This is a genomic window from Nesterenkonia xinjiangensis, from assembly GCF_013410745.1.
Lineage (GTDB): Bacteria > Actinomycetota > Actinomycetes > Actinomycetales > Micrococcaceae > Nesterenkonia > Nesterenkonia xinjiangensis.
This window is the reverse complement of the sequence record NZ_JACCFY010000001.1, coordinates 2,872,641-2,893,816: the sequence shown is the minus strand read 5'-3', so window position 1 is coordinate 2,893,816 and position 21,176 is coordinate 2,872,641. Positions and strand designations below refer to the sequence as shown.

17 protein-coding genes are annotated in these 21,176 nt (G+C 69.4%); 6 read left to right on the top strand and 11 right to left on the bottom strand.

All coding sequences use genetic code 11. The features are described 5' to 3' along the window. Positions 1-319 precede the first annotated feature (319 nt). The 4 genes from HNR09_RS13005 (at position 320) to HNR09_RS12990 (ending at position 6,619) form a co-directional block, all read left to right on the top strand. Complete coding sequence (locus HNR09_RS13005) at positions 320-4,333, top strand: FtsK/SpoIIIE domain-containing protein (protein WP_179542432.1); 4,014 nt, start codon at positions 320-322, stop codon at positions 4,331-4,333. Positions 4,334-4,404: 71 nt separating this feature from the next. Next, a complete protein-coding gene (locus HNR09_RS13000; RefSeq protein WP_179542431.1) occupies positions 4,405-5,067 on the top strand; it encodes a PepSY domain-containing protein in 663 nt (220 codons plus the stop codon). Positions 5,068-5,158: 91 nt separating this feature from the next. After that, entirely contained in the window at positions 5,159-5,914 is a 756-nt protein-coding gene (locus HNR09_RS12995; protein WP_179542430.1) for a hypothetical protein, read from the top strand. Between the two features lie 183 nt (positions 5,915-6,097). After that, the gene (locus HNR09_RS12990; protein WP_179542429.1) at positions 6,098-6,619 is read left to right on the top strand and encodes a MarR family transcriptional regulator; all 522 of its coding nucleotides are present in this window, start codon (positions 6,098-6,100) and stop codon (positions 6,617-6,619) included. A gap of 59 nt (positions 6,620-6,678) precedes the next feature. Here HNR09_RS12990 and HNR09_RS12985 read toward each other — a convergent pair whose 3' ends face one another. The 6 genes from HNR09_RS12985 to HNR09_RS12960 all read right to left on the bottom strand — a co-directional run bounded on the left by HNR09_RS12985 (position 6,679) and on the right by HNR09_RS12960 (position 11,523). Continuing rightward, positions 6,679-7,644 carry an SseB family protein gene (locus HNR09_RS12985; RefSeq protein WP_179542428.1) on the bottom strand — a complete coding sequence of 322 codons (966 nt, stop codon included), beginning with the start codon at positions 7,642-7,644 and terminating at the stop codon, positions 6,679-6,681. Continuing rightward, positions 7,641-8,414, bottom strand: a complete 774-nt coding sequence (gene priA, locus HNR09_RS12980; RefSeq protein ID WP_179542427.1) for a bifunctional 1-(5-phosphoribosyl)-5-((5-phosphoribosylamino)methylideneamino)imidazole-4-carboxamide isomerase/phosphoribosylanthranilate isomerase PriA — start codon at positions 8,412-8,414, stop codon at positions 7,641-7,643. Before priA ends, HNR09_RS12985 begins: the two co-directional genes overlap by 4 nt. A gap of 77 nt (positions 8,415-8,491) precedes the next feature. Continuing rightward, positions 8,492-9,130 (bottom strand): imidazole glycerol phosphate synthase subunit HisH, encoded by a 639-nt coding sequence (hisH, locus tag HNR09_RS12975; protein WP_179542426.1) that lies wholly within the window; start codon positions 9,128-9,130, stop codon positions 8,492-8,494. Continuing rightward, positions 9,130-9,747, bottom strand: coding sequence for an imidazoleglycerol-phosphate dehydratase HisB (gene hisB / locus HNR09_RS12970; protein WP_179542425.1), 618 nt, complete (start codon positions 9,745-9,747; stop codon positions 9,130-9,132). Before hisB ends, hisH begins: the two co-directional genes overlap by 1 nt. Positions 9,748-9,878: 131 nt before the next feature. After that, a complete protein-coding gene (locus HNR09_RS12965; RefSeq protein WP_179542424.1) occupies positions 9,879-11,024 on the bottom strand; it encodes a histidinol-phosphate transaminase in 1,146 nt (381 codons plus the stop codon). A gap of 88 nt (positions 11,025-11,112) precedes the next feature. Then, a complete protein-coding gene (locus HNR09_RS12960) occupies positions 11,113-11,523 on the bottom strand; it encodes a LysM peptidoglycan-binding domain-containing protein (protein ID WP_246348838.1) in 411 nt (136 codons plus the stop codon). 298 nt (positions 11,524-11,821) lie between these two features. Between HNR09_RS12960 and lexA the strand changes: the two genes are divergently transcribed. Beyond that, positions 11,822-12,610, top strand: a complete 789-nt coding sequence (lexA, locus tag HNR09_RS12955) for a transcriptional repressor LexA (RefSeq protein WP_179542423.1) — start codon at positions 11,822-11,824, stop codon at positions 12,608-12,610. A gap of 25 nt (positions 12,611-12,635) precedes the next feature. Here the strand turns inward: lexA and HNR09_RS12950 are convergent, their stop codons facing one another. Next, the gene (locus tag HNR09_RS12950; protein ID WP_179542422.1) at positions 12,636-14,681 is read right to left on the bottom strand and encodes an ATP-dependent DNA helicase; all 2,046 of its coding nucleotides are present in this window, start codon (positions 14,679-14,681) and stop codon (positions 12,636-12,638) included. Next, the gene (gene hflX / locus HNR09_RS12945; RefSeq protein WP_179542421.1) at positions 14,678-16,456 is read right to left on the bottom strand and encodes a GTPase HflX; all 1,779 of its coding nucleotides are present in this window, start codon (positions 16,454-16,456) and stop codon (positions 14,678-14,680) included. Before hflX ends, HNR09_RS12950 begins: the two co-directional genes overlap by 4 nt. Positions 16,457-16,896: 440 nt before the next feature. Here hflX and HNR09_RS12940 point away from each other — a divergent pair, with 440 nt between their 5' ends. Beyond that, positions 16,897-17,520, top strand: a complete 624-nt coding sequence (locus HNR09_RS12940; protein ID WP_179542420.1) for a methyltransferase — start codon at positions 16,897-16,899, stop codon at positions 17,518-17,520. Positions 17,521-17,578: 58 nt separating this feature from the next. On the opposite strand, the gene dapF is transcribed toward HNR09_RS12940, so the two are convergent. Genes dapF through miaB form a run of 3 tightly spaced genes read right to left on the bottom strand, consistent with a single transcriptional unit; the run spans position 17,579 to position 21,097 of the window. Next, positions 17,579-18,550, bottom strand: coding sequence for a diaminopimelate epimerase (gene dapF, locus HNR09_RS12935; protein WP_179542419.1), 972 nt, complete (start codon positions 18,548-18,550; stop codon positions 17,579-17,581). A 29-nt stretch (positions 18,551-18,579) separates the two neighbouring features. Further along, positions 18,580-19,539 carry a tRNA (adenosine(37)-N6)-dimethylallyltransferase MiaA gene (gene miaA / locus HNR09_RS12930; RefSeq protein ID WP_179542418.1) on the bottom strand — a complete coding sequence of 320 codons (960 nt, stop codon included), beginning with the start codon at positions 19,537-19,539 and terminating at the stop codon, positions 18,580-18,582. Positions 19,540-19,543: 4 nt separating this feature from the next. Continuing rightward, positions 19,544-21,097: a tRNA (N6-isopentenyl adenosine(37)-C2)-methylthiotransferase MiaB gene (gene miaB / locus HNR09_RS12925; RefSeq protein ID WP_179543194.1), complete on the bottom strand. Its 1,554-nt coding sequence runs from the start codon at positions 21,095-21,097 to the stop codon at positions 19,544-19,546. Between the last annotated feature and the right edge of the window lie 79 nt (positions 21,098-21,176).

Below are 21,176 nucleotides of genomic sequence, written 5' to 3'. Positions count from 1 at the left end.
ATCCACGACTCGTCCCCCTCTGTGCTGTGCCGGCTGTCATCCGGCGTCTCCCAGCGCCGGTCCTGGTACCGGGGCTCGGCTCCCCTGCCGATCCCCGTCCTTCCGGCCCGTCCCTGGCCGGACTCACAGAGCAACACCCTAGCCAGCAGATGAGACACGAGCCACAAGGATGACGCAGCTTGTGGATAACTCGACGGCACAGAGCCCTTCTTCGGAGTTATCCACAGTTCTGTCAGAGCTGGGCTCCCTGAACGCTGCCACATGGCTAGGCTGGCCTCGCCGACGCCGGTCGATACGCTGTTGAGGAGGACCACTGTCATTGACCCTGACAGTGGTCACCACACCGGAGGCGATGCCCCAGCACCGCTGGCAGGCCCTTCGGCGCTCGGCGCCGGGATATGGCACATATGACGCAAGACTTCGTATCGACGGCGCCGCCCGCCCGTCCGGCGCGCAGCTCCACGACGCGCTGACCATCTGGGCTGGGACATCCCCGAGGCCGGTGGAGGCCACCGTCGCCGGCGTGCCGCTGGCCGCACTGCCCCCGGGGTCGCCGCGGATCCACCCAGGCATGGTGGTGGTCTTCCACCCCACAGCCTCGGGCTCCACCATCGACAGACCAGGCGAGCCGCAGAAGCGCCGAGCGGCACCTAGTGATGTCACGCCCTTGCAGCTCTGCGTGGACGAGGGGCCGGACGCAGGTCGTCTGCTCGCGCTGCCGCGAGGCCGGCACACGATAGGCCGAGGATCCGTCGCCGTCCCGCTCGCCGACCCAGGCATCGCACGGGAACACTGCTTCATCGACGTCGGTGCCCGTTCAGTGACCGTGTCAACGAAGACCCCGCGGTCGTGGCGAAGTCCTCGACACCCCACCACCCCGTGGACGAGCCGGGAGCCCCTTCACGTCGGAGACGCCACGCTGCGTCTGGTCACCGGAGCACCGCCCCCTGCCGCTCCCGGTCTCTGGCCGCCCCCTCTGGAGCCCGTGGAGGAAGTTCCGCCGGAGGGCAAGCATCGGATGATGCTCATGATGGCCTGCGTACCCCTGATCATCGGCATCGTGTTGGTGCTCGTGACAGGCATGTGGTTCTTCCTGCTCTTCAGCGCAGTGTCCGCGCTGGTGGCGGCCGCGACCGTGGCCGACGCGGCCCGCCGGCGTCGTCGGTTTCGCGCCGCAGTGGACGTGGCCGCCTCTCGGTGGGCCGATCGTGTCGACGATCGGCTGGACACTCCCGGGGCTCTGGTCCGACGGCTTCGTGCGGGCACCGCAGAGCACGACGCGCCGGTCAGCTCCTCACCGCAGGAGACACCCGTCGAAACCGGTTCGGCGCCGGCCCCGGTGGTGCGGTTGGGACACGGCGTGACCTCCCCGGCGGTGGGTCTGCCTGCCACGACGCGGCAGATGGAGGGCGTCTTGGTGCAGTGCGGCATCGGAGTGCCGCTGCGCCCCGGTGAGCAGCTGACGATCAGCGGCCCGCCACGGGTCCGTCGCCGGCTCCTGCACTGGATCCTCGCCCAGCTGATCATCCGCGAGCGCACTGCCCGACCCGAGATCCTCGTGGTCGGGAGTCCAGAGCACTGGCCCTCGGTCCTGGAGGATCACGAGGTCACCGTGGTGCCCGCCGGTCAGCTCCGTCCTGACGCTCTGCAGGCTCCGGCACCGCCGGCGGTGCTGCTGGTCGATGAGCCGGTCACCGTGGACCAGCTCCACGACGCCCTGCGGCACGGCTGGTGCGTGCTCACGCACCGGACTCCGGAGACGTGCTCAAGAGCCCCCGGCGAGCGCTCAGCCTGGGAGATCGATCTCGACGCCCAAGAGCTGCGTCACCGCGAGGTCGACCGGGCGCTCTCCGATCCGGCAGGGGCGCCGGACGGCGACGACCGCCGTCGCATCGATGGCGGGTCCGGCGGGGCCCGTGGACTGGTGGTCGACGGTCTCTCCCGAGCGAGCTTGGAAGATCTCCTGCGTCTGGCGCTTCCATACTGCGCGGCGCTCCTCGTTGAGGGGATCGTCCCAGATCAGCTGGAGATTCCGTTGCCGTCCAAGCTGCTGGACCGGTCAGCCGCTGGGTCCCTGCTCTCAGTGCTGGGCCGCAGCGCCGCCGGTGAGGAGTACCTGGACCTGGTGGAGGACGGTCCGCACATCCTGCTGGCGGGGACCTCCGGCTCGGGGAAGTCCGAGCTGCTCAAGGCGCTGATCCTGGGGTGGGCCGCCCGCTACGGCCCGGAGGAGCTGGCGCTGGTGCTCTTCGACTTCAAAGGCGGCGCCAGCTTCCAACACCTGGCCGAGCTGGAGCATTCGCTGCGGCTGATCACCGACCTCTCCCAAGCCCAGGCTGAACGCACCCTGGAGGGCATCCGTTCCGAGCTGGTGCGCCGAGAGCGGCTGTTCCTGGACGCCGGGGCGGGGGACTACCCGGAGTATCGGCGGCTGCGCCCGCAGGAGCCGCTGGCACGGATCCTGGTGGTCATCGACGAGTTCCGGATCTTCTCCCATGAGCTCCCTGAGACCATGGACGAGCTCATGCGCCTGGCCACGCTGGGGCGATCGCTGGGCCTGCACCTGGTGCTCTCCACTCAGCGCCCCCAGGGGGTCGTCACCGCCGACATCCGCGCCAACATCGGCAGCATCATCACGCTGCGACTGCGCAGCGAAGACGAGTCCCGTGACCTCGTGGGGACCGTGGACGCCGGCAGGATCCCACGGAACCTTCCCGGCCGCGGGATCCTGCGTCGACCCGGAGAGCAGCCGATCCCCTTCCAGACAGGTCTGCTGACCGCTGCGACCGAGAAGCTGGCGGTGTCGCCGGCCCGGAGCACTCGCCCGCCGGCACAGGGCGCCCACTCCGGCGGGGCGGCCACCCAGCACGTCGTCCGTGCCCTCGGCCGTGCCTGCCAAGCATCGGGCAGGACTCGTCGCCATACGCCTCTGGTGCCCCCGCTGGCCCAGGACCTCGATCCGCGCGCCGCCCGAGGCGGAAGAGACGGGCCGCCGGTGCTGGGCCGCGTGGACCTGCCGAGCGAACAGGACCAGGTCCAGGTGCCGTGGGATCCCCGCCGAGACGGCAGCCTCGGCCTGATCGGCGAGGGCGGGTCAGGGGGTCGCGAGGTCCTCGTCGCGCTGGCCTCGCAGCTGCTCCGCGGCGTCGCCGGGCCGGATTGCCCCCGCTGGCAGGTGCACCTGCTCGACGGCGACCGGTCCCTGCAGCGTTTCGCCGACCACCCGGCGCTGGCCAGCTGGCTGACCGAGGACCACCCGGCCGAGGTGGAGCACCTGCTCCAGCTCCTCCAGGACGAGCTCAGCGCTCGGCGCACCTGCAGCGTCCTGACGTCTCCCGATGACGAAGAGATCGTCCTGGTGGTCAGCGGCTACCCCCAATGGCACCAGGCCTCCCAAGGGCCCGGCGGGGGACAGATGGAGCACCTGTTGGGCACGTTGATCAGCGAGGGCGCTGACGTCGGGATCTCCGTGGTGCTCTCCGGCGGGCGCGAGCTGTCCAGCGGCCGCGTCGGCTCCCGCCTGCCGCGCCGGGTCTATCTTCCCCACGGGGTCTCCCAGGACACCCGGATGCTGTGGCCCAAGCTCCGCCCGGTGGACAGCCTCCCCGGCCGCGGCATCCTCCTCGACACCGATCACCCGTGCCCAGGAGCGGAGATCCAGCTGGTCACCGTGCCCGAGACGGACGCGACACCACAGGGCTCAGGCGCCTCCACTCGCGGTCCTGCGGTTCACCCGCGGAACTCCGTCCGGCCACAGATCTCGGTACAGCCGCTGCCGGAGCAGATCTCCCTCGAACAGGTGCGTGCGGCGGTCCCCTGCCCCGCCGGAGCCCCCGGGAGGGCGGAAGCCGTCATCGGCGTCGAACAGTTCACCCAGCGGCTCGTGGGCTGGAGAGACGCGCCGGCCACCCTCATCCTGGGGACCTCCGGAACCGGGCGGAGCACCTGCCTGGAGGTGCTGGCCCGTCAGCTCGAGGATGCTGTGCTCTGGGGTGCAGACGATCCGTGGACGGACGAGCCCCCAGCACGGGTCCTGCTGCTGGACGACGCCGATCGCCTCGACCCGCAGAAGCACCGCACGGTGGAGACCTGGATCCATCGGGGCGTGCAGGTGGTCGGCGCTGCCACGCCGAGCAGCTCCCTGTACTCGCAGATCCCCTGGTCCCACCACGCCCGGTCCTCACCGAGCAACATGCTGCTCAGCCCCACCCACCGGTCACAGGCCGACTTCTTCGCCGTGAACGTCCCCGTGCTGAGACGCCCGACTCCGGGACGCGCCGTGCACCTGCGGCCCGAGGGGCCGCGGATGATCCAGTGGGCCTGGCCCATATGACACGTCGGATCGGTGAGCTCATCGAGGACACATCCAGGATCCATGGAGGTCGCGACGATAGAGATGGAGGCATGTTCAGTGCATCCCGCAGCTCCGCAGCCCTGGTCGCGATCGCCGTCTCGGCGAGCCTTCTGGCCGGTTGCGGCTCCCCCGACGACGACGCGCCCGAGCAGCCGGACGGTGTGGACGAAGACGAGACCCTCGCGCCCTCGACCGAGCCCTCCGCGGAGAACCCCCATGACGCCGATGACATCGACCTGACCCGGGACGTGGCCCTCCAGGCGGTCAACACCGCCCTGGGCGTGGAAGAGGGCAAGGCCGTCGCCTTCGACAAGACCGGTGCGGATGAGACCGGCATGACAGTGGACATCCTCGTCGACGGAGAGGAGGTCCGCACCGTGGTGACCAATCAGGAAGGCACCGCAGACGTCGAGACGCTGGACGGCGGCGGAGCCGAGGAGTCGCTGCAGGAGGTGGCGCCGGAGGCAGAGGTGCCCATGCTGCGCGCCATGCAGATCGCCCGGACCGAATCGTCCGGGCTAGTCCTCGACGCCCGACTGGAGGGCCGCGAAGGTGACCTCGTCGTCTGGACCATCACGGTGGAGGGCGCAACCTCCGAGAACACCGTGATCGTCGACGCCCGCAACGGCGCCATCGTGCCCGAGGGCGACAACCCCGTCGAGGACAACAACATCGGCGGCGACCCCGACACCGTGGACGAGGACTCCGACTGATCCCGCGTCGGAAGATCCACACCGGCGGTTCTCATCAAGACCTCATCAGGGTCTCATCGATCTCTCATCTGCGGTGCACAGAATGCTGAGCATGCAGAAGAACACGCACGATGACCACGAGCGCTCGCCCCAGGCACCCTCCGAGCATGTCCCCTCCAAGGAGCACACTATGACCCCGGCCTCCCGCACCCTCTCTCCCGCGACGATCACCGGACTGTCCGTTGCCGCTCTGGCTGCTCTGGCCCTGACCGCCTGCGGCCCCGACGACACATTGGACACCTCAGGCGACGGCGAGCCGAACTCCACCGTGACCATCGGCACCGAGGACGAGGACGCTGCCGACGACGCACAGGGCGAGGCTGACGAGACCGACCCGGCGGAGGACGCTGACGCCACGGCAGAGGAAGACCCCGCCGAGGAGGACGAGCCGTCAGCCTCCGGTGAGGACCACCCGCTCTACGGCGGCCTGGAGACCGTACAGGCCGAGTACCCGGACGGTGTGGTCTTCGAGGTGGAATCCGACGACGACCGCTACGAGTGGCACATCTCCGTGGACGGCATCGAGCGTGAACTCCACACGGAGAAGGCCAGCGGCGAGATCGTCCACACCGAGGACGACGACGCCCCCGACTCTGACGATCTGCGCGAGATCGACGCGATCGAGATCGATATCGCCGAGGCCTTCCAGACCGCTGAGGAGCACGCCGGCGATCCGGCCGGCGCCTTCGTGGACGAGGCACAGCTCGACACCGAGGGCGGCGACGTCGTCTGGGACATCGAGCTCGACAACGGCCGAGAGATCGCGGTGGACGTCACCTCGGCCGAGGTCATCCACATCGACGACTGACCTCACACTCACCAGCACGACTCAGCACGACTCGGCACAGTCAGGGCGCCTCGCGAAGTCCGCGGGGCGCCCTGACTGTGCCGTCGCACGCCCGCGCGGCGCCTCAGATGCCCCTCAGCTGGGGTGACGTAGACTGAACAGGCTTCGATCACCGCACGACTGATGCACGCAGGAGGTGCCCGCGTGACCGCCATCAAGGGCGACGACGACCAGGACTCTTCGGCCGAGGCTCTTCCAGCGGCTCAGGACCTCACCGGATCCTCCATCAAGGCACGGGCCTGGCGCTCATTCGTGGAGACTGCGGCGACCATCAATGTGAAGATGGAGAAGCGCCTCCACGCCACCACCGGACTGCGCCTGACCGATTACAACCTGCTGCTCCTGCTCACCGAGGCCACAGGCAATCAGCTGCGCATGGGGGAGCTCGCCGAGCGGATGGTCTTCTCCCCCTCACGACTTTCGTACCAGGCCAAGTCCTTGCAGGCCCGCGGGCTCATCAGCCGGTGCGCGGACCCGACCGACCGTCGCGGGATGACCGCCACGCTGACCGAGGAAGGGCGCCGGGTCTTCCGGGAGGCCTCAGCGGTCCACGCCCAGCACATCCGGCAGATCTTCCATGACAGCGTCGACGAGGACGAGGCCGCAGCCCTGCGGGAGATCTGCAGGAAACTCCTGCAGACCACGGAGGAGACGGAGCTGCGCTGACCGGCAGGAGGCGCCAGGTCTCGGCCGACCACCTCTGGTGCGCCTCGTGGCTGCTCCGCTCAGCCAGATTCGCGGGCCAGCACGACCTCCACAGAGTCCGCCCTCTGCCGGAGCACCGTGAGGTCCTCCAGAGACGCCTGCACACTGGCCAGCGCCAGCCGGCCGTCGATCGCATCCACCCCGGGCTCCAGCACCACCCCGATCCTGAGCTCCGGCCCGCTGCCGCCCCCGGCGATCGATGTGCCAGACGAGGTCGCCGTGCCCACGCCCCTGCCGGGAGCCATCACCAGCCGGGCCACGCCCAGGCACTGCTCCACGATTCCCTCCAGCGCCGCGGCCACCTGCGGGTCCTGATATGAGGGTGTCCACTGCCCGCCCTGGGCCAGGGCCACCACAGCCGGGCGCCGCACCACGAAGGTGAAGTCCGCCCCCGGATCCAGCACCACCAGCTCGGACTCTTCGGCCAGGGCCGCCAGCATGACCCGTTCAGCCTCTGCGGCCACGGGACGAGCCTCAGGGTGCCAGGAGGTCAGCGCCTCCACTGAGGTGAAGATCGGCATGGCCGGACGCCCCGAGGCGGAGGTGATGGTCACCAGAGCGATGTCGGCCTCCTTGTCACCAGCAGGGGCGCCGGCGTCGGCCTCCCCGTGCTCGCCGACGGTGGCGATCACCGGGACGAAGAGCCTCTGCCCCTGCAGCGCGGCGACGAATCCGGCCTCGTCCAGCTCTCCGGCCAGCAGCCTCTGACGCGCCGTGACGATCTGCACAGCAGCTCGGCCGTCGTCGCCGTCGAAGGCATGCAGCGGATTCCCCTCTCCGGAGAGGTTCCGGCCCTCCCAGGGGATGCCCGCAGAGTCCGCAGGCCGACCGTCGGCCGCACGCGACTGACGCTGCAGCAGGTTCGCGATGTGGGACGGAAGCTCACGGGCCGAGCACTCGGTGTCCTCGGCGACCCCGGCGCCCTGGTCCAGCGGGTTCCGTGCCGGGTCCGGCCGGTGCCCCTGTTCGCGGTGATGGTGCGTCATGCCGAGGCGGCCGCCGCCTTCAGTGCGTCGGGGAAGGTGAACTTGTCCGCGTAGAGCGCCTTGCCCATGATGGCGCCCTCCACGCCGTGGGAGACCATCTTGGCCAGCGCGGAGACGTCCTGCAGGGAAGAGATCCCGCCGGAGGCCACCACGGGCTTGGCGGTGCGCCGGCAGACCTCCGCCAGCAGATCGGTGTTGGGCCCACGCAGGGTGCCGTCCTTGGTGACATCGGTGACCACGTACCGCGGGCAGCCGGCGTCCTCGAGGCGCTCCAGCACCTCCCAGAGGTTGCCGCCCTCCTTGGTCCAGCCACGGGCGGCCAGGGTCTCGCCGCGGACATCGAGTCCCACCGCGATGGCCTCGCCGTGGCGCTCGATGGCGCGAGCAGTCCACTCGGGGTCCTCCAAGGCGGCGGTGCCCAGGTTCACCCGGGTCGCGCCGAACTCCAGAGCGCGGTCCAGCGACTCGTCGTCGCGGATGCCTCCGGAGAGTTCGATCTTGATGTCCAGCTCCTTCACCACGCGGGACAGCACCTCACGGTTGTGCCCGCGGCCGAAAGCGGCGTCGAGATCCACCAGATGGATCCACTCGGCCCCCTGCTGCTGCCAGGTCAGGGCCGCCTCCAGTGGATCTCCGTAGCCGGTCTCGGAACCTGCCTCCCCCTGCACCAGGCGGACGGCCTGGCCGTCGGCGACGTCGACGGCGGGCAGCAGCTCCAGGGCGGGCACGGTGGCGGTCTCGGGAGTGTTCTCGGGGGCGCTCTCAGCCATGGCGGCGGATCTCTCTTCCTGCGGCGGTGGTCCTGCGGGTGGTCGTAGCGGGCTGGCCGATGCGGCGGCCCAGCGGATCAGAGGCTCTCGATCCAGTTCTTCAGCAGCTGCATGCCGGCGTCGCCGGACTTCTCGGGATGGAACTGGGTGGCGGCCAGCGGGCCGTTCTCCACGGCGGCGATGAAGTCCGCCCCGTGGTGGGACCACGTCACCTTCGGCGCAGACATGGCGTCCACCGTCTGGTCGAAGCCCCACTCCTGGACGGCATAGGAATGCACGAAGTAGAAGCGCTCGTCCTCGATGCCGTCGAAGAGCACCGAGTCCCGCGCCGGGCGGACGGTGTTCCACCCCATGTGGGGGACGACCACGTCCTGCGGCAGGGCGGTGACCTCTCCGGGCCACTCCCCCATCCCCTCGGCGGCGATCCCATGCTCCACTCCGCGCTCGAAGAGGATCTGGTGCCCCACGCAGATGCCCAGCACGGGGCGCCCACCGGCCACTCGACGTCCGATCCAGCGTGGAGCGTCGATGGACGTCAAGGCCTCCATCACCGCGGCGAACGCGCCCACTCCCGGGACGACGAGCCCGTCGGCGTCGAGCACCTGCTGGGTGTCCCGGGTCAACGTGACCTGGGCGCCGACGCGCTCCAGGGCTCGGACCGCGGAATGGACGTTGCCGGAGCCGTAGTCCAGGACGACGACCTCAGGCTTCGCCATCACAGCGCTCCCTTGGTCGAGGGGATGCCTTCCACCCGCGGGTCCGACTCGACCGCGGCACGCAGAGCTCGGGCGAAGGCCTTGAACTGCGCCTCCACGATGTGGTGGGGATCCCGTCCGGCCAGCACACGCATGTGCAGGCAGATCCCGGAGTGGTACGTGACCGCTTCGAAGGCGTGACGGGTCATGGATCCGGTGAAATGGCCGCCGATCAGGTGGTACTGCTGCCCCTCGGGCTCGCCTGTGTGGACCAGGTACGGGCGACCGGAGACGTCGACGATCGCCTGCGCCAGCGCCTCGTCCAGCGGGACCGTCGCCTCGCCGAAACGGCGGATGCCCGCCTTGTCGCCCAGGGCGGTGCGCAGCACCTCACCGATGACGATGGCGGTGTCCTCCACGGTGTGGTGGACGTCGATGTGGGTGTCTCCGCTGGCCTCGATCTCCAGATCGATCAGCGAATGCTTCGACAAGGCGGTGAGCATGTGGTCGAAGAACGGCACACCGGTGGAGATCTTCGAGGTGCCGGTTCCGTCGAGGTCCATGCGGACGCGCACGCTGGACTCGGAGGTCACTCGTTCCATCTGGGCCGCGCGGCCCGAGATCAGTTCTGCTCCCATGGCTCCTGCTCGTGAGGTACGGGGGGGGTGGGTCTGGTGACGCCGTAGTCCAGTCTACGCACCGCTGTGGAAGGCCTCAGCGTGCACGACAGCGGTCTCAGACGGTGGAACGCCCCGGCCACGGCCCGGGGTCAGCGCCCCAGATGGCGCCGCAGCGATTCGAGGAAGGCGGTTGTCTCCTCCTCGGTGCCGGCAGTCACCCGCAGGTGGCCGGGGATGCCGACGTCGCGGATGAGGATGCCGTCATCGAGGAGATGCTGCCAGGCGGCCTTCTCATCGCTCAGGCCGCCGAAGAAGACGAAGTTCGCATCCGACGGAGCGGGGGTGAGCCCGTAGCTGCTCAGCGTCTCCACAATGCGGTCACGCTGGGACTTGATGCGCTCGACGTTGGCCATCAGCGTCGCGCTGTGGTCCAGGGCCGCCTCCGCGGTGGCCTGGGTGACCGCCGAGAGGTGGTAGGGAAGCCTCACCAGCCGCAGCGCGTCTGTGACCTCCTCCGCGGCGGCCAGGTAGCCCAGCCGTCCACCCGCCAAAGCGAAGGCCTTGCTCATCGTGCGTGAGACGATCAGCCGTTCCCGTCCGGCCAGCAGCTCCAGCGCCGAGGGCGTACCGTTCTGCCGGAACTCCCCGTAGGCCTCGTCGACGACGACCATAGTGTCGCCCTCGAGGGCGGCCGCATAGGCGGCCTCGACGACATCGAGCCCCAGCGCGGTGCCGGTCGGGTTGTTGGGAGAGCAGAGGATCACCACATGAGGGCGGTGCTCGCGGATCTGCCGGGCGACGTCCGCAGCGCTCTGCGTGAAGTCCTCCCCCCGAGTGCCCGGGATGTACTCGCTGTAGGTCCCGCGAGCGTAGAGCGGGTACATCGAATACGTGGGAGGGAAGGCCAGCACGGAGCGTCCCGGGCCGGCGAAGGCCTGCAGGATGTGCTGCATGATCTCATTGGACCCGTTGGCCGCCCAGATGTTCTCGGCACTCAGCCCATGGCCCAGATAGTCGGCGAGCTTCTCGCGCAGCCGGGTGAACTCGCGGTCCGGGTAACGGTTCAGGGACTGTGCGGCGTGCCGGACCTCTGTGGTGATCGCGTCCACGACGTCGGCGGGGACGTCATAGGTGGTCTCGTTGACGTTGAGCATGGCCCGCACGGTCAGCTGCGGGGCTCCGTAGGGCTCCTGCCCGCGCAGCTCATCCCGGAGGGGCAGCCGCGCCAGGCGGTCTGATCGGTCAGGGTTCTCCGTCGTCGGCGTCGCGCCGGCCCCGTTCTGCTGAGATTTCACGCGCCCATCCTACTCGCGGAGCTGGCCCCGCCCCCACCGTGGAGCCTGAGCTTGACGCAGTGCGTCACGCCCATCGGCCACCAGACGATCAGTCCAGCACGGGAACGTGGAGGGTCTGCCCCGGGTGCAGCTCCGAGGAGGAGAGGCCGTTCAGCTCCGCGATCTGCCCGATGAGGACCTGGACGTCTTCGCCGGAGTCCAGCTCCGAGGCGACGCTCCAGAGCGTGTCGCCGGGGGCGACCGTGACCTCGACGGCCTCCACACCTGCGGGCTCTTGGCTCGAGGCCTGGGCCATGTTGGCGAAGCTGCCGGCCAGCAGCGCGAGTCCGACCAGGGCGGCGGCCAGCAGAGTGAGCGCCGGCAGGCCGATGAGCAGCAGCCGCCCCCGCCGAGTCAGGGTCATGCCGGGACGCCCGAGAGCGACCGAGGCAAGGGGGCCGGATGCGTGAGCCGCACCGGAGACCGGACGGGCGGTGAAGGAGGTGTGCGAGTGACGCATGGGGAAGAACCTCTCTCGTACTGACTGTGGCATCGAAGACTGTTCGAAGCTGTGTTCTATTTCTAGCACACATGTTCGACACGGGACCAGACATGCGTTCGAATATGTTGGCCCCGGGCGCCCGGTTCCCGTAGCCTGAGCCACATGTTCGAACCGAGTTTCGGATGCGATGTTCGATCGGGCGTCCATGTCGGAGAGTCCATCAGGACCCTCTGACATGAACTGCACGTTCTGGGCCTCGTGACGTTCCGGAGTCGGCCGCGAACCCGATGAGACCCTGCGGAGAGAGGCGTGAGACATGGCCGTGGAGAAGCGACCTGCTGAGAAGAACCTGCCGCGGGACCGGACGCATGGGGAGGCTCCCCGCCTGACGGAGCGGCAGCGCGGCATCGTCGATGTGATCCAGCAGTCCCTCGCCGAGCGCAGCTATCCTCCGTCGATGCGTGAGATCGGGGACGCCTGCGGCCTCGCGTCGCTGTCCTCGGTGACGCATCAGCTCGCTCGTCTCCAGCAGATGGGCTACCTGAGCAGAGTCCCGGGGAAGCCGCGCGCCATGGAGGTCATCCGTGACTCCTCAGGCCGCCTCCTGGCCGCTGAGGGTCCCACTGACGCGGAGCAGACCTCCCAGGCTTCAGAAGGGCCGGCGGAGCGCCGCCGCGCCGTGGACAGCGCCGTGGTGGACCTGGACGCCTATCGCGAGCAGTCCGACAGCCGGACCACTGACATCCCGGTGGTCGGGCGCATCGCCGCCGGCGGCCCGATCCTGGCCGAGCAGCATGTGGAGGACGTGATGCCTCTGCCCCGCCAGCTCACCGGCGAGGGTGAGCTGTTCATGCTCCAGGTCCGGGGTGACTCGATGATCGAGGCCGGCATCTTCGAGGACGACTGGGTGGTGGTCCGCCGGCAGCATACGGCGGAGAACGGCGACATCGTCGCAGCGCTGCTCGACGAGGAGGCCACGGTGAAGACCCTGCGCCGTCGCGACGGGCACCAGTGGCTGCTGCCGCAGAACCGCAGCTACGAGCCGATCCTCGGCGACGAGGCGACCATCATGGGCCGGGTCGTCACCGTGCTGCGCAGCCTCTGACCCAAGGACGGAGGCCCGCGCGGACTCAGCCCTCGCTGGACTGGTGGTCCGCCAACCTGCGGAGCGCGCCTCGAGCGATGTCTCCGCTGACCGTGGGCCAGAAGTCCGGCATGGACTTCTTCAGGAAGCCCCCGTAACGCGCCGTGGCCAGCCGGGAGTCCAGGATGGCCAGCACTCCCCTGTCTTCGGCGCTGCGGATCAGCCGCCCCGCGCCCTGGGCCAGTCGCGTGGCGGCGTGAGTGGCAGCCACCTGCATGAAGCCGTTGCCTCCGTGCCGCGCGACCTCCTGGGTGCGCGCGCTCATCAGCGGATCGTCGGGTCGGGGGAAGGGGATCCTGTCGATCGCCACGAGTCGGCAGGATCGGCCGGGAACGTCGACACCCTGCCACAGGCCCATGGTGCCGAACAGGCAGGTCTCCTCGTCCGCGGCGAACTCCCGCACCAGCGACGACATCGTGGCGTCTCCCTGACAGAGGATCGGTACGTCCAACCGCTCACGCAGGTCCTCGGCCGCCTCCTCCGCCGCACGGCGCGAGGAGAACAGCGCCAGCGTCGCCCCACGTGAGGCCTCGATGAGCTCGGCAAGCTCATCACGCTGCTGGTCGGCGGTCTTCAGCGACGGAGCCGGCAGATGCTTCGCCACATAGAGCACCCCCTGCTTCGGGTACTCGAATGGGCTGCCGACGTCGACGCCATCCCAGGCAGGGGCTTTCTCCCCACCCAGCCCCAGCGCGCCGGCGACGGGTTCGAAGCTGTCTCCGATGGTGAGCGTCGCCGAGGTCAGGATCACGGTCCTGTCGCCGAAGAGCCCCTCGCGGAGCCGACCGGCCACCGAGGTGGGGGCCACGTTCACGACCGGCGGCTCGGTGACGTCGGCCTCGCGGTATCCCACTCCTGGGGTGAAGCTTCCAGGTCTGGTCAGCCAGATGACGTCCGGGGTCTCCGGAGACTGCAGCATGCGTTCCGCGGTCTCCTGGACCGCCTGCACCCGGGCTCGAGCCGTGGAGCGACCGGTGTCGCCGTCGGAGTCTCCGGAGGGCTTGCTGTCCGAGAGGGCGGTGCGGGCCGCGTTGCGGGCGATCTCGAGGGCCTGGGTCTGCTGAGGGTCCAGCCCACGTGCCAGCAGTCCGGACTCCTTGGCGTGGAAGGCGGCGTCGACGGCGATGGCCGCAGCCTGCAGATCCTCTCCGCTGAGCGACGTGTGCCGGCGCAGCGAGTTCGCCGCCGTCTGGATCATTTGCACCGACAGCTGCGCTGTGACGGCGGAGGTCACCCGGTCAGCGAGCTCATGGGCCTCGTCGATGATGACCGCGTCATGCTCGGGCAGCACCTGCAGACCTTCGAAGGCGTCGATGGCCAGCATCGCGTGATTGGTGACCACGAGATCAGCGTCCACAGCACGCTCGCGGGCCAGCTCGGAGAAACACTCGGAGGCCATCGGGCATCGTCGCGGTCCGATGCAGTCCACTGCATTGACCGAGACCTGCCGCCAGGCCTTGTCCGAGACCCCCTCGGGGAGGTCGTCACGGTCTCCCGTCTCCGTCTCCTCGGCCCACTCGCGCAGGCGCACGACCTCTCGCCCCAACCGAGAGCCGGGCTCCGGGGCGGATTCACCGGCGGGCTCGTCGCCGAAGGAGAACAGCGCCTGCTCCTCATCGTCCTGAGGGAAACCGCCCTCGAGCTTGTGCTTGCAGAGGTAGTTGGCACGCCCCTTGACCAGGGCGATGCTGATCCCCTGGTCAAGCTCGTCCCCCAGCTGCTCCAGCAGGCGCGGCAGGTCACGGCCCATGATCTGCGCCTGCAGCGCCAGGGTCGCTGTGGAGATCAGCACCGGACGCTCGCTGTCCAGCGCATGCACGACGGCGGGCACCAGGTAGGCCAGCGACTTGCCCGTCCCGGTGCCCGCCTGCACGAGCAGGTGTCGCCGCCGTCGAAGGGCATGGTCGACATGGCGTGCCATGTCGACCTGGCCTTCCCGATGCACACCGCCCATGGCGGTCACGGCGTGCTCGAGCAACGTGGTCGACCGCAGATGCCCGGTGGACTGGGTGGTGGGCGCCTCCGCGCTCATGCAGCGCCCGGTTCGTCCGTCGCCTCGGCGTCAGCGTCCGGACCTTCAGCGTCCGGACCTTCAGCGTCCGGACCTTCAGCGGGCGCGTCCCCCGAAGCGGTGGGACCACCGGCCACGACGTGCTCCTGCAGCTCGGCGGCCAGCTCCGGCCGGACCCGTACGCTCATCCGGGTGCCCTCGGCCTGGTACTCGGTGCTCAGGATCTCTGCATCGGAGCCGTGCAGCCGAGAGACGAGGTCCCCGGCGGCGTAGGGCACCAGCAGCTCCAGCGCCACGTCCGGACGCGGGATCGACTCGCTGATCAGCTCCCGCAGATCGTCGACTCCCTGGCCGGTGTGCGCCGAGACGAGCACGGTGCGCGACTCCCGGCGACGGATCCGTTCGATGACGACGTCGTCGGCCATGTCCGCCTTGTTGAGCACGATGATCTCCGGCACCTCATGGGCGTCGACATCAGCGAGGACCTTGCGGACCGCGCTGATCTGCCCCTCCGGCTCCGGATGCGAGGCGTCTACGACGTGCAGAATCAGATCGGCGTCGGCGACCTCCTCCAGCGTGGAGCGGAAGGCCTCCACCAGCTGGGTGGGCAGCTGCCGGACGAAGCCGACCGTGTCCGAGAGGGTGTAGCCGATCCCGTCCGGGGTGACAGCCTTGCGCACCGTGGGGTCCAACGTGGCGAACAGCGCGTTCTCCACGAGGACTCCGGCGTCGGTGAGGCGGTTCAGCAGGGAGGACTTCCCGGCGTTGGTGTATCCGGCGATCGCCACCGAGGGCACCGCATTGCGCCTGCGGTTGGCCCGCTTGGCGTCACGCGCAGGCTTCATCCCCGCGATCTGCTTGCGCAGCTTCGCCATCCGCGTGTTGATGCGCCGACGGTCCAGCTCGATCTTCGTCTCACCGGGACCGCGGGATCCCATGCCCGCGCCGGCGCCGCCGACCTGTCCACCGGCCTGCCGGGACATCGATTCGCCCCAGCCGCGCAGCCGCGGAAGCAGATACTCCAGCTGGGCCAGCTCCACCTGAGCCTTGCCCTCCCGGGACTTGGCGTGCTGGGCGAAGATGTCCAGGATCAGGCCGGTGCGATCGATGACCTTGACCTTCACGATGTCCTCGAGCCCGCGCCGCTGTGACGGGGCCAGCTCAGAGTCGACGACCACCGTGTCCGCACCGAGCTCGGCGACGGCTTGGCGGATCTGCTCCGCCTTGCCGGAGCCGAAGAACGTGCCGGGATCGGGAGTGGCGCGCCGCTGGACGAAGCCGTCCAGCACGGTGGATCCGGCGGTCTCGGCCAGGGCGGCGAGTTCGCGCAGCGAGTGCTCCGCCTCGGCGATGGGCCCGTCGCTCCACAGACCGGCCAGCACGACCCGCTCCAGGCGGAGCTGCCGGTATTCGACCTCGGAGACGTCCTCCAGCTCGGTGGAGAGGCCCTCCACGCGGCGCAGCGAGCGCCGCTCGAGCAGATCGAACTGATCTCCGTCGGCCTCGGTGTGCTGGGTCCGCAGGTCCGAGAGCTCCCGAGCCTGCCCGTCCAGCACAGATCGGCGGTCGGGCCCGGCGGCCTCTCCCTCACGACGATGCGCAGGGTCGGCGACGAAACGGGTCCGGGCAGAGCGGGTGACCGTCTCTGCGCGAGCCTCGTCGGCGGCCAGGATGCGTTCGATGGTGGCATCGACCGAGGCCTGGTCACCGGAGACGGCTGCGGCAGCGGGCGTGATGTCCTCGTGCTGCTCGTCTCCGGTGCTGGGTGTGGTGTTGTCCTGATGGGTGTTCGTCATGATCTCCTTGTCGGGACCGCCGGTCAGCGACGGGTCCCTGTGTACCGGATCTCGACTCCGGCCGGCCCCCAGAAGGGTCCTTCCATCCTACGGCTCTGCGCTGCGGCGGTACTAGCGGAGGCCGCCAGCTGTGCAGTGCGACCTGGGCAGGGCACCCGCTGTGGAGGATCAGTCCTCCGGTGCGTGGAGAGGGATGCGGATTCGAGACGTGATGGTCATCTCCGGCCGGCGGGCACGTCGTGCAGACGGCGGGCCAGAGCTCGTGCAGGGTGATGGCAGGCGGGCATCGACCGATGAGGCCTGCGCGCTCGACCGTGGGCGACCAGGAGGCCGCTGCTCACGGGAGCATCAGGGGTGAGGAATCCACATGCTCACCAAGTTTACGGGGTTCTCGCCCCGACGGCGAATCCCCTGTCGGGCTGAGGCGATAGCATCACCCTGTGAGCTCTCAGCACTATTTCTCCACCACCCCCTCGGGATCGGCGCGACGCCGCGAGGTCGACGTCGAGCTGGCCGGCCGACAGGTCTCCGTGGTGACCGCCGGCGGAATCTTCTCCCCGGACGGCATCGACAAGGGAACGGCGGTGCTGCTGAAGCACGTGCCGGATCCGGCCCGTGAGGGTCACCTGCTCGACATCGGCTGCGGCTGGGGCCCGATCGCCCTCACTCTGGCGCTGCGCGCACCGGAGGCGACGGTCTGGGCCGTGGACGTCAACGAACGATCCCGGGAGCTGTGTGCAGAGAACGCGCAGCGGCTGGGCCTGGACAATGTGCGAGTCATGTCCCCGGAGGAGGTCCCCTCAGGGGTCCGATTCACCACCATCTGGTCCAACCCGCCGATCCGGGTGGGCAAGGCCGTCCTGCACGAACTGCTGGAGCTGTGGCTCCCCCGGCTCGCCGACGACGCCGAAGCCTGGCTCGTGGTGCAGAAGAACCTGGGTGCGGACTCGCTGCTGACCTGGATCCGCTCGATGCTCGCCGCAGTCGGCGACGACTTCGAGGCTGACCGCCCCGAGACCTCCAAGGGCTTCCGTCTGCTGCGGGTGCGGCGCGATCAGGGCTGAGCCGGCCCAGGGCTGAGCCCTCCCTGAACCGTCCCCGAGCCCTGCAGGCCGCGCCCGTTCAGGCGAGGGTGCCGGCGAAGACGTTCTCCGCCGGGCCGGAGAGCTCCACGTCCTCGGCACCGTCCTGCCGGGCCAGGAAACGCACGCGGACCTCACCTCCGGGCACCTGGACGGTCCACGTGTCGACTCCGTCCTCGGCGGCCCAGACCCGCACTGCGGCGGCGGCCGCACAGGCTCCGGTGCCGCAGGACAGCGTCTCGCCGACCCCGCGTTCGTGCACGCGCATGCGCACCTGCCCCTCGCCGTCGACCACCAGCGGATCTGAGGGGACCACGAACTCCACATTGGTGCCCTGCGGGGGCACCGGATCCACCTGCGGCGCCGCATGGAGTTCCAGGGCCTCCAGGACCTCCTCCTCCGGCAGTGCCACCACCGTGTGGGGGTTGCCCAAGGAGATGCTCAGCGCCGGGCGCGGATCAGTGAGCCCCTGGGCGATGACCAGGGAATCCGAGGCGTTGGCCTGGGCGAGCTCCGGGTCGATGAAGGACCAGATGCCCATGCCGATGGCATAGCCCTCGGGGACTCGGCGCACCGTGCGCATGCCTGCCCGGGTGACCAGGGGCAGCTCCTCCCCCTCGGCGAGCTCCACGAGGCCTTCGGAGATCAGGAAGTTCGCGAAGGCGCGCACCCCGTTGCCGCACATCTCCGCCACCGACCCGTCGGCGTTCCAATAGTCCATGAACCAGAGCATCTCGGCCTCGGCGTCGGAGAGCTGGTCCTCCTCCTCGAGCAGCTGCCGCGTCTCCGCGGCGAGCCGAGCGGGCACCGCACGGATCAGCCCGTCGCCTCCGATCCCCTGGTGGCGATCGCACAGGGCACGGACGGCCCCAGGCGTGATCTCCAGTGAGCCGTCAGGGTCGGAGAGCATCACGAAGTCATTGCCCGTCGCGTGGGCCTTGGTGAATCGGGCGCCGCTCAGCGCGTCGAGTGCGGAGAGGTGATGGGCCACGGTGGATGCCTTCCTGAGCATGGGATGGGTGGGATCAGTTCCGGTGAGGTTCAACGTCTGGGGCTGCGCTCCGCTTCCTGCAACGTGACCTGTGCCCGCTCCGCCAGCTCCCCGACGACGTCCTCGGCGTCCATGTCCACATCCAGCCAGCTGATTCGAGGATCGGCGCGAAACCAGGTGTCCTGGCGCTTCGCGAAGCGTCGGGTGGAGGCCACGGTCTCCTCGATCGCCTCACTCTGGGTGAGCTGACCATCCAGGACGGCGAGGAACTGCTGATATCCGATGGCCCGGGAGGCCGTCCGACCCTCGCGCAGCCCGGCGAGGGCCAGTGTGCGGACCTCCTCGAGCAGCCCGCCGGCAGCCATCCGCTGCACGCGCGTCTCGATGCGCTCGCGAAGCAGAGCGCGGGGCATGCGCAGACCGATCTGCCGCACCGGTTCCAGCTGGGGCTCGTGGAGCCGCTGCGGCATGAAGGAGGAGAAGCTGCGTCCGGTCAGCCGAACGACCTCCAGGGCCCGGACCAGACGGCGGTCATCCTGGATGGCGGCTGCCGACTCGGGATCGACCTCCCGCAGCTCCTCCCGCAGCGGATCCGACCCGGCGTCCTCGAGACGCTGGGTGAGCACACTGCGCACCTGCGGGTCAGTGGGCGGGAACTCGATGGAGTCGATGACGGCCCGCACGTAGAGCCCGGACCCTCCGACCAGCACAGGCACTCGGCCGCGTCCCCGGATCTCAGCAATGATCTCTCGGGCCCGCTGCCGGTAGACGGCCACCGAGGCCTCCTGGGTGACATCGAGGACGTCGAGCAGGTGATGCGTCACCCCGCGGCGCTCCTCGTCGGTCACCTTGGCGGTCCCGATGTCCATTCCTCGGTAGAGCTGCATGGAGTCAGCATTGACGACCTCTCCGCCGAGTCGATGGGCCAGCTCCACGCCGAGCGCCGACTTGCCGGTGGCGGTGGCGCCGACGACGACGATCAGCGGCAGCTCCGACTGCGCGGCGGCCACGGGCTCAGCCGTTCGGGCGCAGCGTCGGCATGCCCAGGGAGACGGCCCCGGGCTGCTCCCCGCCCACCTGCGTCGTGCCCACGCCGCAGGACTCGGCCTGTGCGCGGTCCCAGGCGTCGCCGGCCCGGGAACGCCGCAGCCTGAACTCGTCGACGGACGTCGGATCGGCCAGCAGGTGATAGGAGCCCGCGTCGGTGATGGACACGGTCACGAAGTCCCCCGGGCGTGGCTCCGGTGCGCCGGTGGGCACGGAGAAGTGCACCAGACGGTTGTCCGGGGCCCGGCCGGAGCGTCGTCCCGTCTCTGACCCCTTGGACCCGGAGTCTGCGGTGACCAGCAGCTCCTGCACGGTGCCGATCTGCCGCTGGTTCTCCTCCGCGGTGATGCGGTTCTGCAGCGCGATCAGTCGCTCGAAGCGCTCCTGGACCACCTGCTTGGGGATCTGGTCCTCCATGGTGGCCGCCGGTGTGCCGGGGCGGGCCGAGTACTGGAAGGTGAAGGCGGAGCAGAAGCGGGATGCCTCGACCACGCGCATGGTGTCCTGGAAGTCTTCCTCGGTCTCGCCGGGAAAGCCCACGATGATGTCAGTGGTGACGGCCGCGTGCGGCATCCGTGCGCGGACCTTGTCCAGGATCCCGAGGAACTTCTTGGACCGGTACGACCGTCGCATGGACTTCAGCACGGTGTCCGAGCCGGACTGCAGCGGCATGTGCAGCTGCGGCATCACGTTGGGCGTCTCCGCCATGGCGTCGATGACGTCGTCGGTGAAGGAGGCCGGGTGCGGACTGGTGAAGCGGACGCGTTCGAGGCCCTCGATCTCCCCGCAGGCGCGCAGCAGCTTCGCAAAGGCCCCACGGTCACCGAATTCGACCCCGTAGGTGTTCACGTTCTGCCCGAGCAGGGTCACCTCCACGGCTCCGTCCTCGACCAGCGCCTGCACCTCGGCGAGGATCTCGCCGGGCCGCCGGTCACGTTCCTTGCCTCGCAGCGAGGGCACGATGCAGAACGTGCAGGTGTTGTTGCAGCCCACGGAGATGGACACCCAGCCGGAGTAGACCGCATCACGCTTGGTGGGAAGTGTGGAGGGGAAGGTCTCCAGGGACTCCAGGATCTCGATCTGCGCGTCCTGGTTGTGCCGGGAGCGTTCCAGCAGCGTCGGCAGCGAGCCGATGTTGTGGGTCCCGAACACGACGTCGACCCACGGGGCCTTCTCCAGCACCGCGTTCTGGTCCTTCTGTGCCAGACAGCCGCCGACTGCGATCTGCATGCCCTCGTGGTCACGCTTGGTGGCGCGCAGGTTTCCGAGGTGCCCGTAGAGCTTGTTGTCCGCGTTCTCCCGCACTGCGCAGGTGTTGAAGACGACGAGGTCCGGAGTGGCGTGCTCCTCCGCGGCGATGTAGCCGGCGTTCTCCAGGAGCCCGGAGATGCGTTCGGAGTCGTGGACGTTCATCTGGCAGCCGAAGGTGCGCACGTCGTAGGTGCGGACCTTCCCCGGCTGCTCGCCCGAGGGCTCGCGGGCCGACGCCGGCTGTGTGCGGTCCAGGGTCGTCTCGGTCATCGTCACGCTCGCAGATCTCACGGGGGCAGTCTCGGACTCGGGCGCGGTGTGACCCGCGGTGCCGGTCAATTCTACGCCC